20 protein-coding genes are annotated in these 24,002 nt (G+C 44.8%); 17 read left to right on the top strand and 3 right to left on the bottom strand.

Annotated elements, in window-relative coordinates:
- Positions 1–2 precede the first annotated feature (2 nt).
- The 8 genes from LOZ80_RS36750 (at position 3) to LOZ80_RS36785 (ending at position 11,585) form a co-directional block, all read left to right on the top strand.
- On the top strand, positions 3–2,438 hold the full coding sequence (locus LOZ80_RS36750) for a family 78 glycoside hydrolase catalytic domain (RefSeq protein ID WP_238169109.1): 2,436 nt from the start codon (positions 3–5) through the stop codon (positions 2,436–2,438).
- Positions 2,439–2,671: 233 nt separating this feature from the next.
- Positions 2,672–3,964 carry a sugar ABC transporter substrate-binding protein gene (locus LOZ80_RS36755; protein ID WP_238169110.1) on the top strand — a complete coding sequence of 431 codons (1,293 nt, stop codon included), beginning with the start codon at positions 2,672–2,674 and terminating at the stop codon, positions 3,962–3,964.
- A 13-nt stretch (positions 3,965–3,977) separates the two neighbouring features.
- Complete coding sequence (locus LOZ80_RS36760; protein ID WP_238169111.1) at positions 3,978–5,276, top strand: sugar ABC transporter permease; 1,299 nt, start codon at positions 3,978–3,980, stop codon at positions 5,274–5,276.
- A gap of 18 nt (positions 5,277–5,294) precedes the next feature.
- Positions 5,295–6,128, top strand: coding sequence for a sugar ABC transporter permease (locus LOZ80_RS36765; RefSeq protein WP_238169112.1), 834 nt, complete (start codon positions 5,295–5,297; stop codon positions 6,126–6,128).
- Between the two features lie 34 nt (positions 6,129–6,162).
- Positions 6,163–7,902 carry an alpha-glycosidase gene (locus LOZ80_RS36770; protein WP_238169113.1) on the top strand — a complete coding sequence of 580 codons (1,740 nt, stop codon included), beginning with the start codon at positions 6,163–6,165 and terminating at the stop codon, positions 7,900–7,902.
- Between the two features lie 66 nt (positions 7,903–7,968).
- The gene (locus LOZ80_RS36775; protein WP_238169114.1) at positions 7,969–8,883 is read left to right on the top strand and encodes a LacI family DNA-binding transcriptional regulator; all 915 of its coding nucleotides are present in this window, start codon (positions 7,969–7,971) and stop codon (positions 8,881–8,883) included.
- Positions 8,884–8,905: 22 nt separating this feature from the next.
- Positions 8,906–10,270 carry an alpha/beta hydrolase gene (locus LOZ80_RS36780; RefSeq protein WP_238169115.1) on the top strand — a complete coding sequence of 455 codons (1,365 nt, stop codon included), beginning with the start codon at positions 8,906–8,908 and terminating at the stop codon, positions 10,268–10,270.
- On the top strand, positions 10,254–11,585 hold the full coding sequence (locus LOZ80_RS36785) for an alpha/beta hydrolase (protein WP_238169116.1): 1,332 nt from the start codon (positions 10,254–10,256) through the stop codon (positions 11,583–11,585). Before LOZ80_RS36780 ends, LOZ80_RS36785 begins: the two co-directional genes overlap by 17 nt.
- Before the next feature lie 94 nt (positions 11,586–11,679).
- Here LOZ80_RS36785 and LOZ80_RS36790 read toward each other — a convergent pair whose 3' ends face one another.
- Complete coding sequence (locus LOZ80_RS36790; RefSeq protein ID WP_238169117.1) at positions 11,680–12,540, bottom strand: alpha/beta hydrolase; 861 nt, start codon at positions 12,538–12,540, stop codon at positions 11,680–11,682.
- Between the two features lie 150 nt (positions 12,541–12,690).
- Here LOZ80_RS36790 and LOZ80_RS36795 point away from each other — a divergent pair, with 150 nt between their 5' ends.
- Both LOZ80_RS36795 and LOZ80_RS36800 read left to right on the top strand, forming a co-directional pair.
- Positions 12,691–13,149: a hypothetical protein gene (locus LOZ80_RS36795; protein ID WP_238169118.1), complete on the top strand. Its 459-nt coding sequence runs from the start codon at positions 12,691–12,693 to the stop codon at positions 13,147–13,149.
- A 58-nt stretch (positions 13,150–13,207) separates the two neighbouring features.
- Complete coding sequence (locus LOZ80_RS36800) at positions 13,208–13,813, top strand: DUF1349 domain-containing protein (protein ID WP_238169119.1); 606 nt, start codon at positions 13,208–13,210, stop codon at positions 13,811–13,813.
- A gap of 123 nt (positions 13,814–13,936) precedes the next feature.
- On the opposite strand, the gene LOZ80_RS36805 is transcribed toward LOZ80_RS36800, so the two are convergent.
- Positions 13,937–14,233, bottom strand: a complete 297-nt coding sequence (locus tag LOZ80_RS36805) for a hypothetical protein (protein ID WP_238169120.1) — start codon at positions 14,231–14,233, stop codon at positions 13,937–13,939.
- Complete coding sequence (locus LOZ80_RS36810) at positions 14,221–15,087, bottom strand: LysR family transcriptional regulator (RefSeq protein WP_238169121.1); 867 nt, start codon at positions 15,085–15,087, stop codon at positions 14,221–14,223. Before LOZ80_RS36810 ends, LOZ80_RS36805 begins: the two co-directional genes overlap by 13 nt.
- 148 nt (positions 15,088–15,235) lie before the next feature.
- Between LOZ80_RS36810 and LOZ80_RS36815 the strand changes: the two genes are divergently transcribed.
- The 7 genes from LOZ80_RS36815 to LOZ80_RS36845 all read left to right on the top strand — a co-directional run bounded on the left by LOZ80_RS36815 (position 15,236) and on the right by LOZ80_RS36845 (position 23,899).
- Positions 15,236–16,120: a DMT family transporter gene (locus LOZ80_RS36815; RefSeq protein WP_238169122.1), complete on the top strand. Its 885-nt coding sequence runs from the start codon at positions 15,236–15,238 to the stop codon at positions 16,118–16,120.
- A gap of 150 nt (positions 16,121–16,270) precedes the next feature.
- A complete protein-coding gene (locus LOZ80_RS36820) occupies positions 16,271–17,791 on the top strand; it encodes a spore germination protein (RefSeq protein WP_238169123.1) in 1,521 nt (506 codons plus the stop codon).
- Positions 17,775–18,953 carry a Ger(x)C family spore germination protein gene (locus LOZ80_RS36825; RefSeq protein WP_283214726.1) on the top strand — a complete coding sequence of 393 codons (1,179 nt, stop codon included), beginning with the start codon at positions 17,775–17,777 and terminating at the stop codon, positions 18,951–18,953. The genes LOZ80_RS36820 and LOZ80_RS36825 overlap by 17 nt, the downstream gene beginning before the upstream one ends.
- Entirely contained in the window at positions 18,950–20,053 is a 1,104-nt protein-coding gene (locus LOZ80_RS36830) for a GerAB/ArcD/ProY family transporter (RefSeq protein ID WP_238169125.1), read from the top strand. Before LOZ80_RS36825 ends, LOZ80_RS36830 begins: the two co-directional genes overlap by 4 nt.
- A gap of 96 nt (positions 20,054–20,149) precedes the next feature.
- Positions 20,150–21,658: a spore germination protein gene (locus LOZ80_RS36835; protein ID WP_238173217.1), complete on the top strand. Its 1,509-nt coding sequence runs from the start codon at positions 20,150–20,152 to the stop codon at positions 21,656–21,658.
- A complete protein-coding gene (locus LOZ80_RS36840) occupies positions 21,639–22,736 on the top strand; it encodes a GerAB/ArcD/ProY family transporter (RefSeq protein WP_238169126.1) in 1,098 nt (365 codons plus the stop codon). The genes LOZ80_RS36835 and LOZ80_RS36840 overlap by 20 nt, the downstream gene beginning before the upstream one ends.
- On the top strand, positions 22,733–23,899 hold the full coding sequence (locus LOZ80_RS36845; RefSeq protein ID WP_238169127.1) for a Ger(x)C family spore germination protein: 1,167 nt from the start codon (positions 22,733–22,735) through the stop codon (positions 23,897–23,899). Before LOZ80_RS36840 ends, LOZ80_RS36845 begins: the two co-directional genes overlap by 4 nt.
- Positions 23,900–24,002 lie beyond the last annotated feature (103 nt).

A 24,002-nucleotide genomic window follows, 5' to 3' on the forward strand; every position in this document is an offset into this window, starting at 1 on the left:
CAGTGGCTATATCTCGATTTCAGAGACGCAGTCCCTTGCCATTGGAATGGGGGACGGATACGAGCCTTATCTGGCATCCTGCCGAGGTGGAAACGCATTATGAACACCCGGTGCAGTCTTATTGTCAATTCCGCCAAAGTTTTGAGCTCCCTGCGGATGCAAAGGCATCCGGAACGCTGAGCATTTTTGCTGACTCTAGATATATTGTATATGTGAATGGGATGTACGCGGGCCGAGGACCTTGCCGGAGTGACCCGAGATGGCAGTATGTCGACGAGCTTCCGGTTTCGAGGCTGCTTCGTCCAGGCCGCAACTGCATCGCTGTCATGGTACTGTATTACGGCTACGGAACTGGGCAATCAATCGATCGGATTCCCGCACTGCTGGCTGAGCTGAACGTTTCCGTGCCTGGAGGAGAGACGATCCTTCTGGGTACGAACTCTACATGGTTATGCCGCAAAGCGGACGCTTACGATTCTCAAGCCCCCCGGGTGAACGGCTGCCAAGGGCCCATCGAAATTTACGATGCCCGGCTGGAACGGGAGGACTGGCATCTGCCAGACACTGCGGTGGACGGCTGGGAGGCGGCCCGACAGCGAGGCTTCCGGCTGTCGCCCTTCTGGAACTTCGTGCGGAGATCCATTCCGCTGCTGGAGGAGAAGGAGCTGGATGCGCTGCGGTTTGTGAGCCGTGGCGTCATCCCTAGGCTTCCGGCACCTTCCGGGAGAATGCATCTGGATATCATTGAGGAAACGAAGGGCATGCATCTGATCGAGGCAAGCCCGTTGGATTCTCCCTGGGACGTAGGCTCTGAACGGCCTTCACCAGACGAGGCTGAAGTGCTGACTTACGATTTCGGCAGGATCGAGCCAGGGTATTTGCAGCTTGAGGTTACCGGTACCGCCGGGACCATCGTCGATGTGGTGTATGCCGAAGAGCTGTGGGAAGGCAAGGCGCTGCTTAACGGGAATAACAATCGTTCTCTGGATAGATTTATCCTCGCAGAGGGACGGCAGCAGCTGGAAGTGGGCTTTGGCTGGAAGGCGTGCCGCTACGTACAGCTGCGGGTTCGGCATGTGGATTCCCGCCCGGTTTGCGTGCACAGGGTAGGGCTGCGAACACGTCGCTATCCTGTGGCGCAGCCAGCGGCGTTCAAGTGCAGTGACCAGACGCTGCAGCGGATCTGGGACATCTCCGAGCATACGGTACGCATCTGTATGCAGGATGCTTTCGTCGATTCGCCAAGTCGCGAGCAGCAGCAGTGGATGGGGGATGGACGCTGGCAGGCGCTTTACCAGACGTATTATTCAGGGGATGGAAGGCTGCACCGCAAGCTTCTGGAACAGGTTGGCCAATCTCAGGATTGGCAGGGCATGACGGCTCAGCGGTATCCGGATGGACATCACAACTACCCGCCGATTCCGTCGTTTTGCCTGCACTGGATCAGTTCCTTCGGCGAGTATCTGGACGCTTACGGGGATGACGGGCTTCTGGCCGAATGGTGGCCGAACATCGTTCAGGCACTTCGCTGGTTCTCAGGTTTCGAGGACGAAGACGGGTTGCTTGTGGACGTACCGTACTGGGCCTATGTGGATGCGGGTGAGGCGCCCCTTGGCAGATGGCCGGACGTAGAACGCGGTGGGATCGTTACAGCGCTCAACTTGCTTTATCTGGAAGCGATGCGCCAAGCGATCAGCTATGCCGGACTGACCGGAGATCATGAGGCCGAGGCGTATTACAAGAAGGTAAGCAACCGGTTAGCGGACAGTATCAAGCAAACTTTATGGCTGCCGGAAGTCGGCGTCTACACGGAGTGTTTGGTCAAAGGCGTCCCTAGTGTACTATACAGTGAATCGGCGAACGCCCTAGCGCTGGTTGTTCTGCATGCGGCTGAAGACGAGCGAAGCCAAGAGATTTACCATGCGGTATTCTCGCCTGAAGCGGCAGGGGGAGCCATTCAAGCCAGCCCATTCTTCATGTTGACCGTTTACAGGGCACTCGGCAAGCTTGGCCGTGAAGAACGAATGCTGGAGCTGGTGCTTGAGAGGTACGGTCCGATGGTTGAAGCCGGTGCTACGACGGTATGGGAATGGTGGGGCTTATTCTATCAGGATAAGCAGTCGGGGGAAGTGCACTTCAGCTCAGCGTGCCACGCCTGGGGAAGCATGCCCGTGTACATGTTCTTGCATGCGATTCTGGGTGTACGCTCACTGAAACCCGGACATACCGTAGTAGAGATTTCTCCACGGCTCCTTGGCGGTCTTACCTGGGCGGAAGGTTCTATTCCGACGACATGCGGCGTTTTGGCTGTTCGGGTGGAACGCGAGACCGAGCATGCCTTAGAAATTCGGCTGAATCTGACAGTGCCCGAAGGAGTAACCGTCTTGTCTCAAGGTGTTTCTTATGGCGTAGGTAAGCATGTAGTGTATGTAGAATAAAAATAAAACCAGCAAGCCCTCGAGGAGGCCACTGAAAACAGAGAGTTCTTCAGTGGCCTCCCCTTACCAGTTTGCTGGTTTTTTACACTTGGATAACAGGCATTTTGCATCGGGTTATTTAAGGCCATAAATTTTTCATTGACTTGAGCAAGGGTTAAAAGTTATTATATGTGTGTTGTTACTTAAACGTTTAGGTACTTAAACGATTCAGTAAAATTAAAGGGGGAAAATGAATGTCCAAACGTTGGTTGATTACTTCAATTATTGCAGCTACTTTCAGCGTTTCATTCCTTGCTGGATGTGCGAAGAACAATAAGTTGTCGCCCCAGCCTGAACAAGGTCACGTGGTACAAGACAGCAATAAGCAAGGAGAAGCTAAACCAGAAGCTGGAGCGGAGCTGCTCGTATGGGAGTCCAAAGGTCCGGAACTGGATTATTTGAAAGCGATCTCAGCAAGCTTTGAGAAAGAATATGGCGTCAAAGTGAAGGTGGAAGTAGTTCCTGCTATAGACTCTGTGAAGAAACTTACGACAGATGGTCCTGCGGGAATCGGGGCTGATGTCTTCTCTGCACCTCACGATCAATTAGGCAATGCCGTTACGGCGGGACTTGTTTTACAGAATGATGTGTTTAACGAAAGCGCGCGAAATGAATTTATGTCTTCGGCCATTGACGGAGTTAGCTACAAAGGCGTGTTATACGGGTTCCCGACAGCGATTGACACTTATGCGCTTTTTTATAATAAAAAATTAATGGAAAAGGCTCCGAAAACGTACGAAGAGATTGTGAAATTTGCAGAAACCTATAACGATCCGAAAAACAAAAAGTTCGCCTTTATGTGGGATGTACGCCAGTTGTATCAATCCTATTCGTTTTTTGCAGGTTACGGCGGCTATGTTTTTGGCAAGAATGGTACGGATGCAACTGATATTGGTCTAAATAGTACCAAAGCGATCGAGGGGGCGAAGTTCTTTCAATCGTTAAAGAACATACTTCCGTTAAACGTTAATGACATTAACGATAATATTATCACAGGCTTGTTCCAAGAAGGGAAAACAGCTGCTGTCATCAATGGACCCTGGTTAATGTCTGGATTGTCCAAGGTGAACTTTGAGTATGGCGTTGCGCCGCTGCCGCTTTTGCCTAATGGCGAACATCCGCAAAGCTTTTCAGGCATTAGAGGGCTATACGTGAATTCGTATACCAAATACCCGGTTGCCGCCAAACTGTTCGCTAGTTATGCAACAAGCAAGGAGAATTTAATCAATCGCTTTAAAATGACGACGCAGCTGCCGCCTAGGAAAGATCTGATGAATGATCCGATCATTAAGAATGATGCCAATGCCTCGGCTTTCCTTGAACAAGCGAATTATTCGACGCCAATGCCGTCGATTCCGGAGATGGGGAATGTTTGGGTACCAGCAGGCGCTGCGCTTGCTTCCATCTGGAATGACAATGGGGATCCGGCCACAGTCCTGAATAACGCGGTAGAACAAATCAAGACAGCAATGAAGACTAAGAAATAAGGCGGTCCTATGTATGGATTTGAATCAAGGCGCTCTACGACATCGAACGATAGCCGCTATCTGCTCCACTGTTTTTATTGGTTTAGGCCAGCTATATAACAAACAATATCTCAAAGGCTTGGCCTTCCTCATTCTGTCTCAATTATTTTTCTGGAATTATTATCCTATTGCTTTTAAGGGAATCAGAGGATTCATCACGCTTGGTGATGTGCCTACCCAAATTATCAATGGAAAAGTGGTGCATGGCGATCACTCTATTTTCATGTTAATAAATGGTCTAATTACACTCGTGGTTATCCTTTTGTTCCTAGGCTTCTACTTGATTAACATTTATGATGCCCAAAGGAACGGAAGACTGAGGGACGAAGGAGGCCGTGTTCCAGGATTCATGGCTTCCGTTAGACAAGCGAAGTTTAAACAGTTCCCGTATTTATTACTGCTGCCAGCGGCATTTTTTGTGCTCTTTGTGACGATTATCCCGCTTGTTTTTAATGTTTTGATTGCTTTTACGAACTACTCGGCTCCTGCTCATATTCCAGATCGATCCTTAGTCGATTGGGTAGGATTTAGAACTTTTTATGATTTATTTGCCCAAAAAGCTTGGAGGTTCACGTTTTTTGGCATTTCCGTTTGGAATCTCATATGGGCTGTAGCTTCTACTTCATCCGTCTTTTTGAGCGGGTTAATATTGGCACTGATGCTGAACCATCCTAAAATAAAATTCAAAAAATTTTGGAGAACCGTCTTTATTTTGCCTTGGGCCGTGCCGCAATTCATCTCCATCTTGGTTTTCAGGGTTTTATTGAATGGTTCGTTTGGCCCTATTAATGAAGTAATCGGCAAATTGGAATTTTCTCCGGTGCCTTGGTTATCCGATCCAACGATGGCGAAAGCGACGATTCTTCTCGTTAATTTATGGTTTTCGACGCCATTCCTTATGGCATTGATGTCCGGTGTTTTAACGACAATGCCACGCGACTTGTATGAAGCAGCAGAAGTTGATGGCGCGTCAGGGAAGCAAAAATTTATCAAAATCACTCTTCCGCTTGTCTTACTGGCTACCGCGCCCATATTAATTATGCAATTTGCCTTTAATTTCAATAACTTCAATTTGATTTATCTGCTTACGGATGGCAAACCAGACAGTCCGTCCTATTATTACGCGGGAAGCACGGATATTCTCATTTCGTGGATCTTTAAGATGACGCTGAATCAAAGTCAATTTAACGTCGCTTCCGCCGTATCGATCATTATGTTCATATTTATTGCGATGTTTTCCTTATGGAATTACAAGCGGATGAAGTCAGTCTAGGAAGAGGATCTGGTCTAAATGTCTAAAATAAAATCCAACTTGATCGTCGTCGGGATTTACATGGTTTTTGCCGTGTTGCTAATTGCGGTGATCTACCCCATCCTTTGGGTTATTGGAACGTCGCTGAACCCGGGTAATGCCCTGCTGGTAAGTACCATGATTCCGGATGAGCCAACGATTGCCCACTACATCGACCTTATCAAGAACACTGATTTTGTGCTGTGGTATCAAAATACAATCAAGATCGCCATTTCGAATGCCATTGTGTCGACAGCCCTTGTGGCGGCGACAGCTTACGCATTCTCGAGATTTCGCTTCAAAGGCAGAAAACAAGGCTTAATGACCTTGTTGATTCTTCAAATGTTTCCTGGCTTCTTATCCGTCATGGCGATTTTTGTTTTGTTGTTGCAGACCAAATTGCTGGATACCCATCTGGGCTTAATCCTTATTTATGCGGGAGGCTCCATCTCGATGGGGACTTGGGTGATGAAGGGGCATTTCGATACCATCCCCAGAAGTCTGGAAGAGGCTGCATTTATCGATGGGGCAAGCAATATGAATGTGTTTTTTAAAATTATATTTCCCTTATCGCTGCCGGCGATTACCTTTGTTGCCCTGAACAGTTTTATAACACCTTTCATGGATTTCATTTTGCCGCAAATCGTGTTGAGATCGTCGGAGAAAATGACTTTAGCACAAGGCTTATATAATATGGTGGCCAACGAAACGAATTCCAGCTTTACGCTATTCGCATCCGGCGCTGTGCTGGTGGCATTGCCTATCACTCTTCTGTACATGTATTTCCAAAAATATTTAATTAACGGAATTACGACGGGGGCAGATAAAGGGTGATGGAGGAAAGTAGATCATATGTAAGGAGTTTGCCATGATTTTTGAAGCTATTTACCATAGAGCCGCTGATTCTTATTGCTACGCCTACGATGACAACTTGATCCATATCAGGTTGCGGACTAAGAAAGACGATCTTGGGGTGGTGAAAGCTATCCACGGAGATAAATATGATTGGGAACACACGGTAAGTGAGAAGCCACTTAATAAAATAGCCAGCGATGAGCTTTTTGATTATTGGCAAGTGGAAATCGCCCCTGAGCATTTTAGGTTAAGATACGCATTTGAATTGGTTTCGGGCGAGCAAACGTATTGGTACACGGAGAGTGGATTTTCCAAGGAAAAGCCTAAGGATCCACTGAAATTCTTTGATTATCCGTTCCTTTGGCCGAGTGAAGTTTTGAAGCCGCCGGGGTGGGTAAAAGAGGCCGTTTTTTATCAGATTTTCCCTGAACGTTATGCGAACGGTGATCCGGGCAATGATCCTGCGAATGTTCGTCCTTGGGAAGATGTCGATCCCGGTCCTCACGATTTCTACGGGGGAGATCTGCAAGGCGTACTAGACCGCATCGACTATATAAGCTCCCTTGGCGTTAATGCCATTTATTTTACGCCTATCTTTGAAGCGAAAACCAATCATAAATACGATACGGCCGATTATTTAAAAGTGGACCCGCATTTTGGCGACATCGCCTTATTGAAGAAATTGGTCCATGCTTTTCATGATCGCGGTATCCGCGTAATACTCGATGCGGTGTTTAATCACAGCGGCTTTTGGTTTGCTCCTTTTCAAGATGTGGTCGAAAAAGGGCCTGGTTCCGCGTATTGGGATTGGTTTCACATCAAAGAATATCCGCTGAAGTATGAACCAAGGCCTTCCTATCATTGTTTTGCTTTCGAGTCCCATATGCCGAAATTAAATACTTCGAATCCGGAAGTGAGGCATTATTTGCTGAACGTTGCGCAGTATTGGGTCAAAGAGTGCGATATTGACGGGTGGAGATTGGATGTTGCGAATGAAGTTGACCATGCATTTTGGCGGGAATTCCGCAAGGAATTAAAAGCAATCAAGCCTGATTTCTATATCTTGGGTGAGATTTGGCACGATGCCATGCCATGGCTTCAAGGAGATCAGTTCGATGCGGTCATGAACTATCCGGCTACGGAAGCCATCATTGACTTCTTTGCCAAAGAAACAATGGATGCGCAGCAGTTCTCCCATCAGATCAATCGGCTGCTGCCTCAGTATCCACAGCAGGTAAACGAGGCTGCCTTTAACATTCTGGGAAGTCACGATACGCCGAGACTGCTAACTATCTGTGGTGACGAGAAAAGATTCCAGCTTGCCGTCTTGTTTCAGTTTATTTTCCTAGGTGTGCCATGTATTTATTACGGGGACGAAGTGGGCATGAGAGGAGGCCAAGACCCCGATTGCCGGAGACCGATGATTTGGGACGTGGACAAACAAAATCACGAACTGCTTGATTTTTATCGGAATTTGATTGCTTTAAGAAAGAAACATTCAGCGCTGCAAGAGGGCTCATTTCGAATTGTATATGCGCACAATCGTCAGCTTGCCGTACAAAGGCAGGATGCCAATGAACAACTTCTCATTTGCTTTAATCACAGCGAGCAGTCGGCTTCGTTGGACTTCACATTGCAAACGGAATCGTCGCCTACTATTCTCATGGGCAGCGGGACATTCAACCTGGCTGAAAAGCAGATTTCTGTCCGCTTACCTCCATGCGGTTGGCTCGTTGCAGCTTCATCGTTGTAAGTAATTGACAAACCAAATTTGATGTGATTAAATCAACCTAAACGTTTAAGTAGGGTGGGTTTCTCAATGAAAAAAGCAACGATAAAAGATATAGCTGGGGCGGCTGGCGTATCCATTGCCACAGTGTCTTACATTTTAAATGATGTCAAAACGCAGTCCATTTCCGATGATACACGCGTGAAGGTGCTGAAAATTGCCCAACAACTGAAATATGTGACAAACCGGACGGCGCAGTCGTTAAAAATTAAGAAAACAGGTCTGATTGGCATCCTGTTGTTTAGAGACAAAGATCAGAACCCATGGTCGGATTTGAAATATGTTAGAACGATATATAAGATCGAGCAATTATGCAGCAAGCTCGGCTACCATGTTCTTTTTATGCAAATCGACAGTACGGCACCTTCTTCTAAAATCATTATGGAAAGAAATTTGGACGGTGTTTTCATACTTAATGTGGATAAAGAAAAGTTCTCGACGATATCCAATTATTTCGGCTTCGGTATCCCGATATTTGTCATCGACAGTTATATTGAAGACAATTTATTTCATAAAATTATGCCGAACTTTGAGCAAAGCTTTCGCGTGTTGAATGAATTGTTCGCTGAATCTCCGCAGTTTCTCATTATGGATGCTTACAACAATGAAGAACTGGTGGAGCTCATTAAGGAGAAATCCAACTTGGATGAAGAGCGGATCTATATTTACGAGAACACCCAGAGTATGCATACTTTCTTATCCAAATTTGCCGATCGTCCGGGGATTGTCATCAATGAGTTTTTGGCTAATGAAGTGTACAAGACTCATAAGAAGACAATGGCGATATGCACGTGCCATTATCCGGAAATTCTCTCTGAAGAGATGATAAAAACCCAGTTTGAATTGGATGACTACGAAGAGATCGTGCATAGTATGGAGCGCTACATGAATGAGCAGGATTACGTAAACCCTGAGAAGTTTTTCTTATTGACCACCAAATTGTGACTTTTTACGAGGAGAATGCTTTGTGAATTCATCAAGGCTCATTGAGCTTAATGGTTATTATTCCAAGATCCTTAATAATTACAGAAGTATATATATGTATTTGCCTCTTTCTTATGAAACAGATCAACATAAACGATATCCCGTTCTCTACATGCACGATGGTCAACACGTATTTTTCGAAGATCAAAAGGGTGAATCGTGGGAGGTTCATTCAACGGTAGACAAGCTGGTTGCGCAAGGGAAAATGCAAGAAATCATCATTGTGGCGATTTCGCACGTAGAAGACGCAAGGATTGCAGAATACATGCATGCAAGCCCGACCGGGGACAACGTTTTTGATGTAACTAATCAAGGCGAGCTTTACGAGCAGTTTCTCATTCAGGAAGTTAAACCGTTTGTCGATCGGTCACTCCGAACTTTAACGGGAAAAGAACATACGGCTCTTATGGGCTCGTCTGCGGGCGGTCTTGTGTCTTATAATATTGGCTTCCGTCAATCGGACACATTTGGAATGATAGGAGCCCTTTGTCCTTTCTTTGTGAGCACAGATCCTGGCACGATGGAGGAAAGATGGCTAAGCCACGTCTACACGGAAAAGAAGGACTTGAAAATTTGGATGGACGTTGGAGATTCGGAAGGCTTTACGGTCATGGAAAAGCATGTTCGTTACGTCACGGATACGCTTCGAGGAGCTGGGTATGAATTTGGGAACGATCTCATGTATTACCTGGCCGTCGATTCCGGCCACTCGCAGAAGGATTGGGCTGCAAGGGTTCATGCGCCGCTCATTTACTTTTTTGGAGAAATAGGCACTCCTGTTCACGTTGATCTGCGTGGCCCTGAGATTGTTGGCATAGAAGGGCCCAAGTTAACCATGAATCCGGTGGTACACTACGATAGTGGATTTCTGATGACGGATTTAAATGCACATTATGTCGTGGTTGATCTCGAGATATTGGAGGTTACATCAGACGGCAAGCTATTGCCGAAAAAAGCAGGGAAAACGACGATCCAATATAGGAAAGGCGAACTAACAGCTGCGCTGGATATCACCGTTGTACCCTATATCTCAGAGACCGCGACGGTTAAAGTGTTCGTTAAAGTGCCGGAATTCACGCCAAAAACCGATAAGCTGTATGCAGGCTTAGAGCTGCCGATGATTCGTGAAGGGCTGTATGGCGGAACTTTCGAGGTGCCCAGGGAGATGTCCTTTGAATTTCGAATTTCCAGGGGCTTGGGTCAGCATGAAGTAGACCGTCATGGCCAAGAACTTCCCTACCGCGTATTTACGACCGATGATGGATTAGTCTTGAATTACGAAGTGGAGAATTGGATAGATTTAGCTGCTGCGGCTCATAGAGGTGATCAGGATGGAAAGCAAATCTAGTATATTGCGGGTTGAAAATTTTCACTCCACACATTTGGGCAACAAGAGAGATATCTTCGTATATCTTCCTCCCAGCTATCGTTATGAACAGAAAAAGAAATATCCCGTGCTGTATATGCATGATGGGCAAAATATTTTCCATGCTGCCTTTAACGGCTACTCTTGGCATGTAAACAAAACTGTGGATAGATTGATTCAAAACCATACGCTGGAAGAGATTATTGTTGTGGGCATTCCTAACATGGGAGCAGAGAGGGCCGATGAATTTACCCATGAGCTGGAAGGTGTTCTTTATCACTCTGATAAAATTCAAATTAAGCCCAAAGGCCATTTATATGAAGCGTTTATGATTGAAGAGTTAAAACCCTACGTCGATTCTGTGTTTCGAACCCTAACAGGTCCTGATCATACGGCTTTGATGGGATCATCCAGAGGGGGGCAAGTCACCTATCATATCGGCTTTCGCCGACCGGACATTTTTGGGAAGCTTGCCATCGTTTCACCTTACTTCTACTGTGTTGATCCACTGACATTGGAAGAGGCGCCGGTGTATCATACATTTGGCAAGAAGCAATCGACCTCTCACATATGGATGGATTTGGGGGGCAGTGAAGGCACCTTGGTGATGGAAAAGCATGTCCGCGAAGTTGCGGAGAAGCTGTTGGATTTGGGATATGAAGCCGATAAGGAATTCATCTATTTCAATGCTCCAGGAGCGGTTCATTCGGAGAAAGACTGGGCAAAACGAGTAGGTTCGCCACTTCTTCATTTCTTTGGGACTAAGGGCAAGGAATGTTCTCTGTCTTTGCACGGCAGCGAAGAAGTTGGTCTTACAGGCCCAGAGTGCCGGCTAAATCCGATTCTTGCGTTTGATACCGGCTTCCAGATGTCCTTGCTAAGGACGACGTATGAAGTAGAAGATCGAGGGATACTGAATGTTCTGGATGATGGAACCGTGGTGCCGCTGGAAGAAGGGGAAACAACGGTAACGGTCAAATATCAAGACTTGGAAGCTGCAAAATCCATTCGTGTGGTCAATGCTCAAAAAGAATGTGTGACGTTGGAAATGGTCGTTCATGTCCCCGTGGATACACCTGAAGATATTAAGGTATATGCGTGGTTTCCCTTCGTGTATGATCCAGATAGCCACACGTATGCCAAGCAGCTTCAAGTACCGCTTCAGGCAGAATTTGTTTATCAAATCAGCAGAGAAGATGGCTCCTTCGAGGTTGATCATACAGGGAAGCCTGTCCAGCACCAATATAAAGCCTTATCGGATTCGAAAGTAGAAATTAAAGTCGAATATTGGTCTTAGACAATGAACTCCTAAGCTTTGTAAGTACAAGGCTTAGGAGTTCATTGTTTAGATGTGCGATTGATATTGCAAGCATTTATTATCTTTCACTAGTTCATTTTGCTTGTCCGCCTCCATGCATCGACCTGAGCCAGTTCCCCATGATTGAAAGTGCATGTTCCGTTTTTACAATCGAGTCGTGATTGTGATCAGCGATGATGTGGACCTCAGCTTTGCAAAATCTTTCATAAAGTGGTTTATATGCATTAGCGTCGAATACCTCGTCATCAGCCCCAATCATGACGAAAGTCGGTTGGGTCAACTGCGACAAATAATGTTCGTAATTATTCCCCACCATGCGCGACAAGGTGAGCCGATAGCTAAGATTGCAGGATTCAGTCCCATGCAGCTTTTCAATCGGTGTGAGTCTGCGGTATATAATCGCGTGGTTATAGCGGCGAATGCCAAGTAGATTGAGCAGCATTAACAACAGATATCGTGGGATGCTCACCCTGGATTCGTTACCTGAACCCCCTTTTCGATCAAGGGGCGCATTGGGGCTAAGTGCTGGTGAAATGAGTAAATAGGCAAATATGTCCTTATGAATCGGTCGTATTGTTTGTCTGAGCGCGGTTGCACCTCCCGCAGAATGACCTCCTACAATGATCCTCGCACCGGGATGCTGATTCTGAACAAAACAGAACAGGTCCTCCATATCATCATCAAGTTGCCCGATGTAGTCAATGTCGCCGCGTCGGATGGGATGATTTCCATACCCGCGCAGATCCGGAAGGTACACGGTGGCGAGCCCGAGTTGGGATACATATTGGCCGAGTTCCCTCAAATACAGGCTAGGTTCCGTAATGCCGTGTAGAAAAATAAGCACAACATCGGGTGGACCCTCAAAAAAACGGTATGGAAGTTGAGCGCCATCACGAGCGGTGTAAGTTTTAAAGTCTTCAGGGTAAGTATTCATAAATAAAGATGATCCCTCCGCATTACTTTTGACCTTCCTCTATATAAATCTTACAGGAGGCAATTGTTAATGGAAAGGTTTGTTGAGAAATAAATATGATGTTAAAATAAGGGAACTATAGCATGTTCAAACACAATGTAGAAACGAGCTATGTTAAGGAAGGCGGGGAGATGGATTAACTTCGATAATTTCAAGATAAAATTGATATTCGTAGGGTTTTTAAGCATTTTCTTGCTGAGTGCATGTTCGTCTCAACAAAAGTATACATCCGTAATTGAAGCCATTAAGTCCGAAGGAATCAATGCCACTTCAATTGATTCACCCAAGGAAACTGAACTTAATGACATTAAACCTCTTAGTTATAAACTCGATAACAATGAAATTATAAGAGTTTATGACTTTGGTTCGAAAGAAAAAAGAGAACTTGGAAATAAGCGTTTTCAAGAACATCAACAGCCTCTTAGTTCCTATGCGCCAATCGTTTATCAGCCAAGCCATTATTTAGTTCTTTATTACAGCAATGTTAATAATTCAAAAACTGCAACTCCAAAGCTAACCGAAACGAAACATGGAGAAAAAATACAAAAAGCCATGAATATCATAGAATAAGATCTATAGGGGCGAGTGTATACAAGTAGTTATCTATCTTAATATGGAGGGCGTATTGATGAAGATAAAGAGAATGGACTGGGAGTCAGGAACATGGCTTAATTCGCCTCTGTCTGCCCAGAAAGAAGGGGATTTCCTTAAGGTTTCACCTGAAAAAGGAAAAGACTTCTGGAAAAAGACGTTATATGGTTTTGAGTATGAGGATGGGGCCGCTTTATTGGCGGATTGGAATAACAATACCGCGGTGGAGGTATCATTTCAACTCGGATCTTTTACGGAGCTCTATGATCAGGCAGGTATTCTGTTGTATCATGGCCCAGGGCAATGGATTAAAACGGGAATTGAAATCAATGACGGCATTCCGCAACTTTCCGTAGTCGTAACCGATGGCTATTCCGACTGGTCACTCGCGGCAGTACCGGATTGGGTAGGCGAAGAAGTCACACTGCGCGCTTCTACTCTAAAGGATGCTGTGATTATCAGGGCGCGGACAGAACATCATGCATGGCGTACGGTTCGTGTAGCGCGTTTTCCCTACGAAGCCGGGAATCAGGCAGGTCCTTATACCTGTTCGCCAACCCGTGCGGGATTCGAGGTCACCTTCACTCGCTGGGGTTTCACAGAACCGGACCAAGATCTTCATATCGATCCTCCCGTCGAATAGTGAATTCACAAGTAAGCGTCGCAAAGTGCAGATGGGGACATGCTGGCATCATCGTAACGCTGAATTTCAGCGTTAATGAATGCCAAACAGCCATCCGCCACTCCATAAGGTTGAAAAACAACCTTAGCGCTGCCGAATCCTCGGCAAAGCTTCGCCCCCCCCCACCGTAACGCTGAATTTCAGCGTTAATGAACGCCAAACGCCCATCCGCCACTCCGTAAGGCTGAAAAACAACCTTAACGCAGCCGAATCCTGGGAAAAGCTTCGCCCCCCCACCGTAACGCTGAATTTCAGCGTTAACGAGCGCCAAACGCTCATCGGCCACTCCGTAAGGCTGAAAAACAACCTTAACGCAGCCGAATAGGCTGCCGTATGAGTAGCAGGCTTTCGCTCACTTGTCAGGAAAATCACTTCAACCATTGCTGCACATAATTGATAAACCGCTTGGTAGCTGGTGACGCATCCTTCATGGAATGAACGGCAATACCCAGGAAGCGGTAACGATGATCCTCTAACTCCAGCGAGTGAACGTTGTGATCCCTTCCCTGAAGCACAAGTTCAGGTAGTATGGAGATGCCCAGCCCGTTCTCCACCATCGCGATGATGGCATAATCATCCCCAGACGAGAACTTAATGTTAGGTTTGATCAACGATTGATCCAAGATGCGTCTGACATCGTAATCCGATCCTTCTCGCTGAATGATGAAGGGCTCTTTGTCAATTTGCGATAAAGGGAAGAAGGGGAGCTGACTCAGGGGATGCGTCATAGGCAAAATGGCCAGCATCCGGTCCTTTTTCAGTGGAACAACATCAAAGCTTCCCCGTGCGGGAATTGTAATAAACCCGCAGTCGACTTCGCCTGCTGTGATCCAGTTCTCGATCTCTTCATAGTCGCCTTCCATCAGTTTAAAGGCAATATTCGGATAGTCATTCTGATATTGCTTTATCATCCCTGGAAGCCAGTGAACAGACACACTGGTAAAGGTGCCGATACGGATCGTTCCCGTTTCCAAGCCATGAATCGAGGCAGCAACCTGCTTCAATTGCTCGTTCCAATTGAGGATTTCTCGGAGCGGTTTGAGCAGCAGCTCGCCGTTCGCCGTTAATTTGATGCCGGAACGACCACGGAGCAGAAGCGTGAATCCAAGCTCCGATTCCAGACTGCTAATGGTGTGGCTTACGCCCGATTGGGTGAAGCCTAGCAATTCGGCAGCCTTGGTCAGACTCCCCACCTCGACAACTTTCATGAAAACTTCGTATTTGGCTATACTCAATGAAATCCGCCCCTTCCAATTTACATGAGTAATTCTCATGTATAGTATAATAAACATTCATTATTCTTGTATATAAAGGTTTAGTATACTAGGGTAACAACGGAACTGGAAATCATTACAGCTAAGATAAGAAGCAGGAGGATCAGAAGTGAAACGTCAAAAAGCAGAGTGGTTGATGATCGCAGTGACCTTATGTTGGGGATCTTCGTACCTCTTCATGCAGTATGGATTGAATGCCATCGATGAGTTTAATTTAATCGCTTTGCGTTTCGGGTTTGCTTTCCTTGTCACAGCAAGCCTTTTTTTTAAACATATACGGAAAACGAACTTACCCACTATTAAATATGGAGCTTATCTCGGGTTCTTATTGTTTTGTATCTTTACATGCATTACCTTTGGCCTGAAAACGACAACGACATCCAATGCCGGCTTTTTGGTTAGCCTCACAGTCATTTTTGTGCCCTTTATTTATGTTCTTGTATTTAAGAGAAAGCCGCATCCCAGCCTTATCGTTGGTGTCAGCCTCGCCTTCATCGGAATGGGGCTCCTTACGCTTAACAGCCAATTACATATCTATCCAGGTGATTTATTATGCATTCTGTCAGCATTATTCTACGCCGTTTATATCATCCTTACTGGAACCGCAGCTAAAAAAGTGGATTCGTTGAATTTGGGTATATGGCAATTAGGTTTTGCTGGCGCCTTAGGATTGTTTTTTTCGTTTATTTTTGAAACGCCTTCGCTACCAGCCACGTTAAACGGATGGATCTCCATCCTGGTGCTTAGCTTCGTATGCAGCGCCTTTGGCTTTGTTGTTCAACCCTTGGCGCAAAAGTATACGACACCTACCCGAACCGGTTTAATCTTCGCGCTTGAACCGGTGTTTGCCGCACTGTTTGGATTCTTGTTCGCACATGAAATATTGCCACTAAGAGGCTACATTGGTGCGGCGATTGTCCTTATTGGCGTCGTCGTATCTGATTGGCAAGGGAAAAGAAAGAACCGCGAGCATACGCTTGGCAATCCTTCATAAAGCGGGGAGACCGTTCTCACGCTTACCATTCTCGATGAGCAATGCGGCTCTATGTGGAATGGGTTTGGTTTTGAATAATTTACCAAAGGTTTAGTTATATTATGAATGCAAACATTTATTAGATGATGGGGAAGAGTGGAGGGAGATCACGTGAGTCCTGTTCACTTGGGGATCGATATTCATAAGAAGGAGCAAGAGTTAAAAGAAATTTTCACGAATTGTTCAGATGTCACATTCCGTCATGTTCAAATAGATGGTGAGTCCGTCATTACGATGGTTTACATTGACGGGCTTGTAAATATCGACATCCTAAATAGCGCTTTGCTAAAACTCAGTTTTGAAGGCGTTCCAGAGGGTTTGGGCGATGTTGGAACTAGCGGTGAAGCACTTATGCAGCAGATTGTGGCTATTGCTGAGACGAAGGTTGCAACCAGTTTGCAAGCCGTTGTTGATGGGGTTTTGAATGGGAACGTCGCCATTCTGATCCTTGGCGAGTCGGACGCTCTTCTTGCTAAGTTACAGGGTTTCGATACACGGGCAATTCAAGAACCGAATATCGAGTATTCGATTCGCGGACCTAAAGAAAGCTTTACGGAATCCTTGAAGACCAATACAAGCTTTTTGCGGAGAAAAATCCGGAGCTCAAAGCTTAAATTACAATCGCTTACGGTGGGAGAGCTTACAAGAACAGACGTATTAATTGCCTATATCGAAGGGATTGCCCAAGATTCAATTGTGGGCGAAGTTATCAATCGGCTTGAAGGGATTTGTACAGATGCCATATTGGACACGAGCTACATAGAAGAATTTATTGAGGATTCACCATTTTCTCCGTTTCCGCTCATCCAGAATACGGAACGTCCCGACATTGTGGCGGCAAGCCTGTTGGAAGGTAAAGTAGCGATTATTGAGGATGGAACTCCATCCGTGTTAATTTTGCCAATGACGCTTTGGTCAGGATTACAGACTCCGGATGACTACTATGAAAGATATATGTATATGAGCTTCGTTCGTTTGCTTCGTTTGTTCATGGTTCTATTAGCGTTGTTCCTTCCTGCATTTTACGTTGCAGTTTCCACCTTCCATCCTCAATTAATCCCAGCTAATTTATTATACAGCATTATTAGCGCCAGAGAGGGAATTCCTTTTTCTGCCGTAGGTGAAGCTCTGATCATGGAATTTATGTTTGAGGTATTGCGTGAAGCAAGTAACAGACTCCCCAAGCAGATCGGTTCAGCAGTTAGTATTGTAGGTGCGTTAGTCATTGGGCAATCCGCCGTCCAAGCCGGTATCGTATCTGCTCCGATGGTTATCATTGTCGCAACAACAGGCATCGCGTCTTTTACCATTCCTCGATACAGCATGGGATTTGCTTTTAGGCTGCTCCGTTTCCCGATATTGATCTTGGGAAGCATCTTCGGCCTGTATGGCATCGTCCTGGCAGCACTCGTGATGATCATTCATATGGTTACCCTTCATTCCTTTGGGGTGCCCTACCTTGCTCCTGTTTCACCGCAAGTGTTCTACAGTTTAAAAGATACGCTGATTCGCGCACCCCGATGGATGTTGAGAAAGAGAAAGCCATTCATTTCAGGCAGGGATAACACCCGATTACCTGCAGGGGGAAAAGCGGGGAAACGGAGCGATTCAAAAAATGATCAGAAAAAGTAGATGTTTCTTAGTCCTTACTGTTTGTATAGCTCTGACTACAGGGTGCTGGGACCGCTTGGAATTAAATGATGTTGCTTTTGTAGTAGGCACAGGCATTGACCTAACAAAGGACGGGAATATCCTAATAACGGCGCAATTTAAATTACCGAGAAGAAGTGCCGCAGGGGAAATGGGTCAGCATTATTTTACGGCAACGGCTAGCGGTAAGGATGTACTCGATGTCATGCGTAACATGCAGGCTCAGGTATCCAGACGAATACTTCGAGGTCAAAGACAAATTTTATTTATTGGCGAAGATTTGGCGAAAAAGGGTGTAACTCAGATTTTGGATGGTCTCACACGGGATCCAGGGTCCAAACTGAGGATCGATATTATGATAGTTAAAGGGACTGCGGAAGAATTGCTCAAACAAAAATATCCGTTGGAGCCCCTTCCCGTTATTGCTGCTCTAAAAGAACATTTGGCTGTCGGATTGGAAGGAGAAACGGCATTTCGGGATTTTCTAATTTCCGCCTCTACGGATGGAAGCAGTCCTACATTAGAGGCTATAGAAACAATTAAAGCTCATTCCCTCAATTACATTGAGACGAATGGTGTGAAATCGGGATTTCGAATAGCCGGTTCTGCCATCTTTAACAAAGAATTAAAACTGGTCGGATTTTTAAATCCGGATGAGAGCGGGATACTGAACTGGATTAAGCAAAATATGAAAAGACAAATCATTACGATTGACAAGTCTGAATTTGGAAGTTTTAGTTATTCGGGTACCCATATGAAATCTCAAATTCAACCTGAACGGATAGGTGATCGAATAAGAATTCATTTAACCTTAGAAGGAAAAGGCACGATTATGGAAACGACTTCACCACTTGACCTCTTGCAAACTAAAAATCTGAACTTGCTCGAAGATGCGCTCAACAAGGAGACTGAAAAACAAGTGCTGAATATTGTTAATAAAGTACAGACGCGATACAAGACGGATATTTTTGGTTTCGGTGAAGCGGTTCATAAGAAATACCCGCAAGCTTGGCGAGACTTAAAAAGTGACTGGGAGCGCGATTTTGCTACTGCGGAGGTTGACGTTAAGGTGAAGCTGAACGTGGAACAAGTAGGGACAACGGGCCCCTCTTTATATTTGAAAAAAAGAGAGATTGAAAAATGAAAAAAGTGAACTTGACAGGAATACAAATTTTCTGGATCATTGTTTCATTTCAATGCGGAAATACGCTCCTCCTTACACTATCCCCCAATATTAATGAGGCGCAGCAGGACGCATGGATTGCAAGCATTATTGCGGGGGCCTTGGGTTTATTTATTGCCTATGTATCGACGAAGTTAAGTCTTCTATTTCCCGGTCGAACGATTGTTCAATACAGTCAAGACATTTTAGGCAAATGGTTGGGAAAGCTTATTATGATCCCCTATTTCATCCAGTGGTATTCGGTGCTTGGCGTGATTCTCAAGGAGTTCAGTGATTTCACGATTTTAACACTTCTCCCCAGGACGCCGATATGGATACTCACAATTACAATGGTCCTATTGCTCATGTATATGACCTATATGGGGGGGATCGAAGGCATTGGGAGATGCAGCGAGCTGTTGGGTCCCTTTATTGTGTTAATGATTATTCTTATTTTGCCATTAAATATACAAGTCATGGACTGGACTCGCATATTGCCGATTTATACGGATACTGGAATCGCTCATATTTTCAAAGGGGCTTTGACTCCTTTATCGTTTTTCGGTGAGGTTTGCATGTTAACTATGTTTATTTCTTTCATGAAAAAGCCCACAGAAGGACCCCTTCGAGCCATTCTAGGACTTAGTGTAGCTTGCTTCCTACTAACGGTCTCTAGTCTTTTTGTCATTATGGTATTTGGTCCGGGGTTATCCGCAAAAATGGCACATCCATTTTTTGATATGGTTAGATTTATCTCCTTTGGCGGTTTTATCGAAAATATCGATGTGGTAATCGTGTTAATCTGGGTCATAAGTGTATTCATAAAAATGTCTCTCTATTTTTTTATAAGCTGCTATGGGACTGCGCAATGGTTGCATATCAAAAATTGGAGAATGCTGATTTGGTTTATCGCACCGATCATTCTCATTCAGGCGTGGTTGTATCCGGATATAACGTTATCCGATATTGGATATGTCACCAAATATTGGATTCCAATTGTATTGCCAGTTAACATGTTCGGAATTCCGTTGTTGCTGTGGTTTGTGGCAAGTATTCGCAAGAAATATGCAAACGCTCATTAATACATCAGGAATTACGAGGTATAAGGAACCGGTTGCAAGCAAATAATACCAAAAAAGAATGAGAAACCACGTTGAAAGGGAGGATGATCATTGGTTGTGAGGGAATCCCTTTCGAATGAAATTGAATCGATTATGACGGTCATCGGACACAATTACGATGTTGTGGTGCGAGAAATAATACTCGGTCGTACAGGACGCAAAGCAGCAATCATATACATCGCGACAATAGGCGATACCAATAGCATTAACTTAAATGTATTGCAGCCATTGATGCAGATGGAGGCGACAAGCGAAGATTCGCTATCAGACCGATTCAAAGAAAGAGTGATGCAAAGTACGATCACACTTTCAGAAATGATGGAAACCGATTCGCGGACGGTATGCATTAGAAATCTTTTATCAGGAAATACAGCGTTAATGCTGGAGGACATCAGCACCTACATCATCCTCAGTACTTCAAATTTAGAAGGAAGAAGTATCGCTGAGCCGACATCAGAATCGGTGGTTCGCGGCTCGCGCGAAGGCTTTGTTGAGAAGATATCGACGAATATTTCACTGATCCGACAGCGGATCAAAGATCCTTCTTTCACGATGCTGCAATATCATGTAGGCAAGCGCTCCGAGCGAGAGCTTGTTGCCGCTTTTATTAAGGATATTGCGAATGATCAAATGGTGGAGGAAGTTTGTCGCAGAATCGAGCTGATTGATATCGATGATGCGGCTGAATCTGGATTTATTGAACAATTCATTGAAGATAATACCTTCTCCCCGTTCCCTCAAGTCATGAATACTGAGCGACCGGATCGAGTTGTCAGTGCGTTGATGGAGGGCAAGGTTGCCATCCTCTTGGACGGAACGCCTTTTGTTCTTCTTGTTCCAGTGACATTCCCCATGATGCTTTACTCACCGGAAGATAGTAATGAACGCTGGTTGTTTTCAAGTTTAGTCCGAATTATGCGATACACACTCGCTGTTATTTCCCTTTACTTGCCTTCGCTCTATATTGCTTTTATCTCTTTTCATCAAGGGCTAATTCCCACGAAATTGGCAATATCTATCACGTCTAGTAGAGAAGGGGTGCCATTTCCCACTTTTGTAGAAGCGATGATGATGGAACTGACGATTGAAATACTTCGCGAAGCCGCTATTCGTCTACCCAAGCCGATTGGGCAAGCGATCGGCATGGTCGGGGGCCTTGTGATCGGGCAATCAGCTGTACAGGCGGGGATTGTTAGTCCCATAATGGTCATTATTGTTGCTGTGACGGCGATTTCATCCTATACAGTACCTCTTTATTCCGCAGGAATTGCCATTCGCATGTTAAGGTTCTTCATGATGCTAGCCTCCGCAATGTTGGGCCTATATGGGATTATTATGGTTTCCCTGTTGATTCTCTCCCATTTGATGAAATTAAAGAGCTTCGGGACCAACTATGCAGGTGTTTATGTGCATTATCGCCCAACAGATTGGAGAGATTCAATTGTGAAATTTCCGCTGAAATGGCTAAAAAACCGACAGAGATTGTTAGAGCCAAAAGATAATGAACGATTGCATATTCACGAAACGCAAGTGGAGGGGACTGGGAATGAAGGTAGCGCGGAGTGATCAAATTTCGGTTTCGCAATTAACTGTCCTCAATACATCCATGATTCTCGGACTGTCGATCCTTACATTGCCAAGGGCTACTTCTGAGAAAATAGGTACACCTGATGTATGGATTACCGTACTTATAGCAGGGTTGATATCTATCCTGCTGGCAGTTATTTGTACCAAAGTTGGCCAACGGTTTCCCGGACAAACTTTTTTTGAATTCAATCAACTCATTGTTGGTAAAGCGATCGGGATTGCTTTTAGCCTGGTGTTTTGCGTTTACTACATTATGATGGCGGCTTTCGAAGTACGCATGCAAGCTGAAGTGATCAGGCAGTTTTTATTAGATCAAACACCGATTGAAGTGACCATGATCACATTTCTTGCGGTTGCCGCCTATTTAATCGTAGGACAATTGAATCCGATCGCCAGACTCATGGAATTTTTATTACCCATTACCTATATTAGTATCTTGGTTGTCATGCTGCTAAGTGTCCAAGACTTCGACATTGATCGTTTGCGTCCTGTTCTTGGCGAAGGGATACGGCCAGTTTTTAGTGGCCTCCTCTCGACTGCGCTCTCCTACTCGGGTTTTGAATGTATTATGGTCTTCACCGCCTTTGTGAATGAACCTAGCAAAATGATACGCTCAGCTATCATCGGTGTTGCTTTGATCATCGTCCTCTACACAATAAACGTGATCATCGTCATTGATGTATTTGGTGTTTCAGAAGCTAGCACATTAACTTGGCCGACCTTGGAATTAATAAAGAACGTGGAGTCGGCAGGCTTCTTTCTAGAAAACTTCGAAGTTATTTTCATTGCAGTTTGGTTAGTTGAAATTTTCACTACTTACATTATATCCCATTACATCGCAAGCTTGGGAATTAGCCAACTTTTTCGCATCAACATTAACTATGTGCATGTTGGTTTGTTGATCGTCATTTACATTATCGCAATCTATCCAAGCGATTTGAACGGCAGCATCAAGCTTGGTGAAATTATTGGCTATTTATCCTTGGTAACGGCAGGAGTTATGCCCGTCTTATTATTAATCATTGCTGTTCTCAGAAAAAGGGGACATACACCTTGAAATCGCCAAAAATGCGGAGTGTCGTATTTCTCGTATTCATTTCGTTGATTGTACTTCCAGGATGTTGGGATAAACGTGAAATCGAACAGTTGGGCATGATCGCCGGTATCGCGTTGGATCAGGCGGAAGATCCCGTCAGCAATCGGATAAAGATGACCCAACAATTCGTCAACACGACCATCGGAACGAAGGATGAGGTGGTTAAAGGATATTATAACCTGATCGATGAAGGAACTAATTTGTTTGAAATTATTAGAAAAACGTCAACAAGAACAGATCGATCGCCCTACTATACACATTTGAAGGTTATCATCCTAAGCGATAAAGTTACTTCCTCCACTCAATTGCTAGACTTGATGAACTTTTTTCAACGGGATCATGAGATGAGAAGAAGTGTGCGTGTCTATTTTTCAAAAGGACCTGCAAGTGGGTTTTTAGAAAAAAAGACGGAAAATAATGAAATTCCCGCCTTTAATATTTTTTATAGGTCTCGAAATCATTACAAAACGTTAGAAATGGCTCGACAAACAACCTTGGGTGAGCTGTCCGTTAATTTGTCTAGCGACAATAGTTTCCTTGTTCAAGAAATTAATCTTACAAACGGATATACGATGCAAGGAGCAGCAGTCATTTCAGGGAAAAAAAAGCGATTGATCGGATGGTTGGATAAAGACGAGGTATCAGGAATTAATTGGATTCTCGGAACTCGTCATGGCAGTCAAGGAGGGGTTCTTAAGGTCGTCGATAAGAAAACAAAGAAAGAGATTATCTACGAAGTTAATAATACCAAAACAAAGATCAAGCCTAGAGTAGAAGGAGAACGGATTTCTTTTCTCGTTTCCATTGAATCCGAAGGGCGTCTGGGTGAGGACTGGACACTAAATGATGCATTCGAAGAGGATTATATTAAGAAAGTGGATAAACAAGTAGCCGAAGAGGTAAAACGCCTCGTTGAGCATTCCATTGCAAAAACAAAAGATACGTATAAAGTGGATGTTGCCAATTTCGGTGAACAATTAAGAATACATAACTACAGAACATGGAAGCAAGTAAAGACAAACTGGGATGAGACGTTCAGTGAGGCTAACATTGATGTCGAAGTAAAAATACACATTCGAGAGTTCGGTTCCAAAGGAAGAAAAACACCGAAGATTGGGAAGTAATTGCTCGATCAGACAAAGCATTCCCGGCTTTTACTTATGTTCGTTACTAAGTGAAAGTTGGCGCTGCCTATTATTGAGATTTCATCATTTACTCGACGAAGCA

This window comes from Paenibacillus sp. HWE-109, from assembly GCF_022163125.1.
Classification (GTDB): Bacteria; Bacillota; Bacilli; order Paenibacillales; family NBRC-103111; genus Paenibacillus_E.

Excerpts from the sequence above, each read along its gene's own strand:
- LOZ80_RS36790 (WP_238169117.1), bottom strand. The coding sequence starts at position 12,540 with ATGAATACTTACCCTGAAGACTTTAAAACTTACACCGCTCGTGATGGC.
- LOZ80_RS36755 (WP_238169110.1), top strand. The coding sequence starts at position 2,672 with ATGTCCAAACGTTGGTTGATTACTTCAATTATTGCAGCTACTTTCAGC.
- LOZ80_RS36840 (WP_238169126.1), top strand. The coding sequence starts at position 21,639 with ATGAAGGTAGCGCGGAGTGATCAAATTTCGGTTTCGCAATTAACTGTC.
- LOZ80_RS36830 (WP_238169125.1), top strand. The coding sequence starts at position 18,950 with ATGAAAAAAGTGAACTTGACAGGAATACAAATTTTCTGGATCATTGTT.
- LOZ80_RS36775 (WP_238169114.1), top strand. The coding sequence starts at position 7,969 with ATGAAAAAAGCAACGATAAAAGATATAGCTGGGGCGGCTGGCGTATCC.
- LOZ80_RS36800 (WP_238169119.1), top strand. The coding sequence starts at position 13,208 with ATGAAGATAAAGAGAATGGACTGGGAGTCAGGAACATGGCTTAATTCG.
- LOZ80_RS36805 (WP_238169120.1), bottom strand. The coding sequence starts at position 14,233 with ATGGTTGAAGTGATTTTCCTGACAAGTGAGCGAAAGCCTGCTACTCAT.
- LOZ80_RS36825 (WP_283214726.1), top strand. The coding sequence starts at position 17,775 with ATGATCAGAAAAAGTAGATGTTTCTTAGTCCTTACTGTTTGTATAGCT.
- LOZ80_RS36785 (WP_238169116.1), top strand. The coding sequence starts at position 10,254 with ATGGAAAGCAAATCTAGTATATTGCGGGTTGAAAATTTTCACTCCACA.
- LOZ80_RS36760 (WP_238169111.1), top strand. The coding sequence starts at position 3,978 with ATGGATTTGAATCAAGGCGCTCTACGACATCGAACGATAGCCGCTATC.
- LOZ80_RS36765 (WP_238169112.1), top strand. The coding sequence starts at position 5,295 with ATGTCTAAAATAAAATCCAACTTGATCGTCGTCGGGATTTACATGGTT.
- LOZ80_RS36770 (WP_238169113.1), top strand. The coding sequence starts at position 6,163 with ATGATTTTTGAAGCTATTTACCATAGAGCCGCTGATTCTTATTGCTAC.
- LOZ80_RS36795 (WP_238169118.1), top strand. The coding sequence starts at position 12,691 with ATGTTAAGGAAGGCGGGGAGATGGATTAACTTCGATAATTTCAAGATA.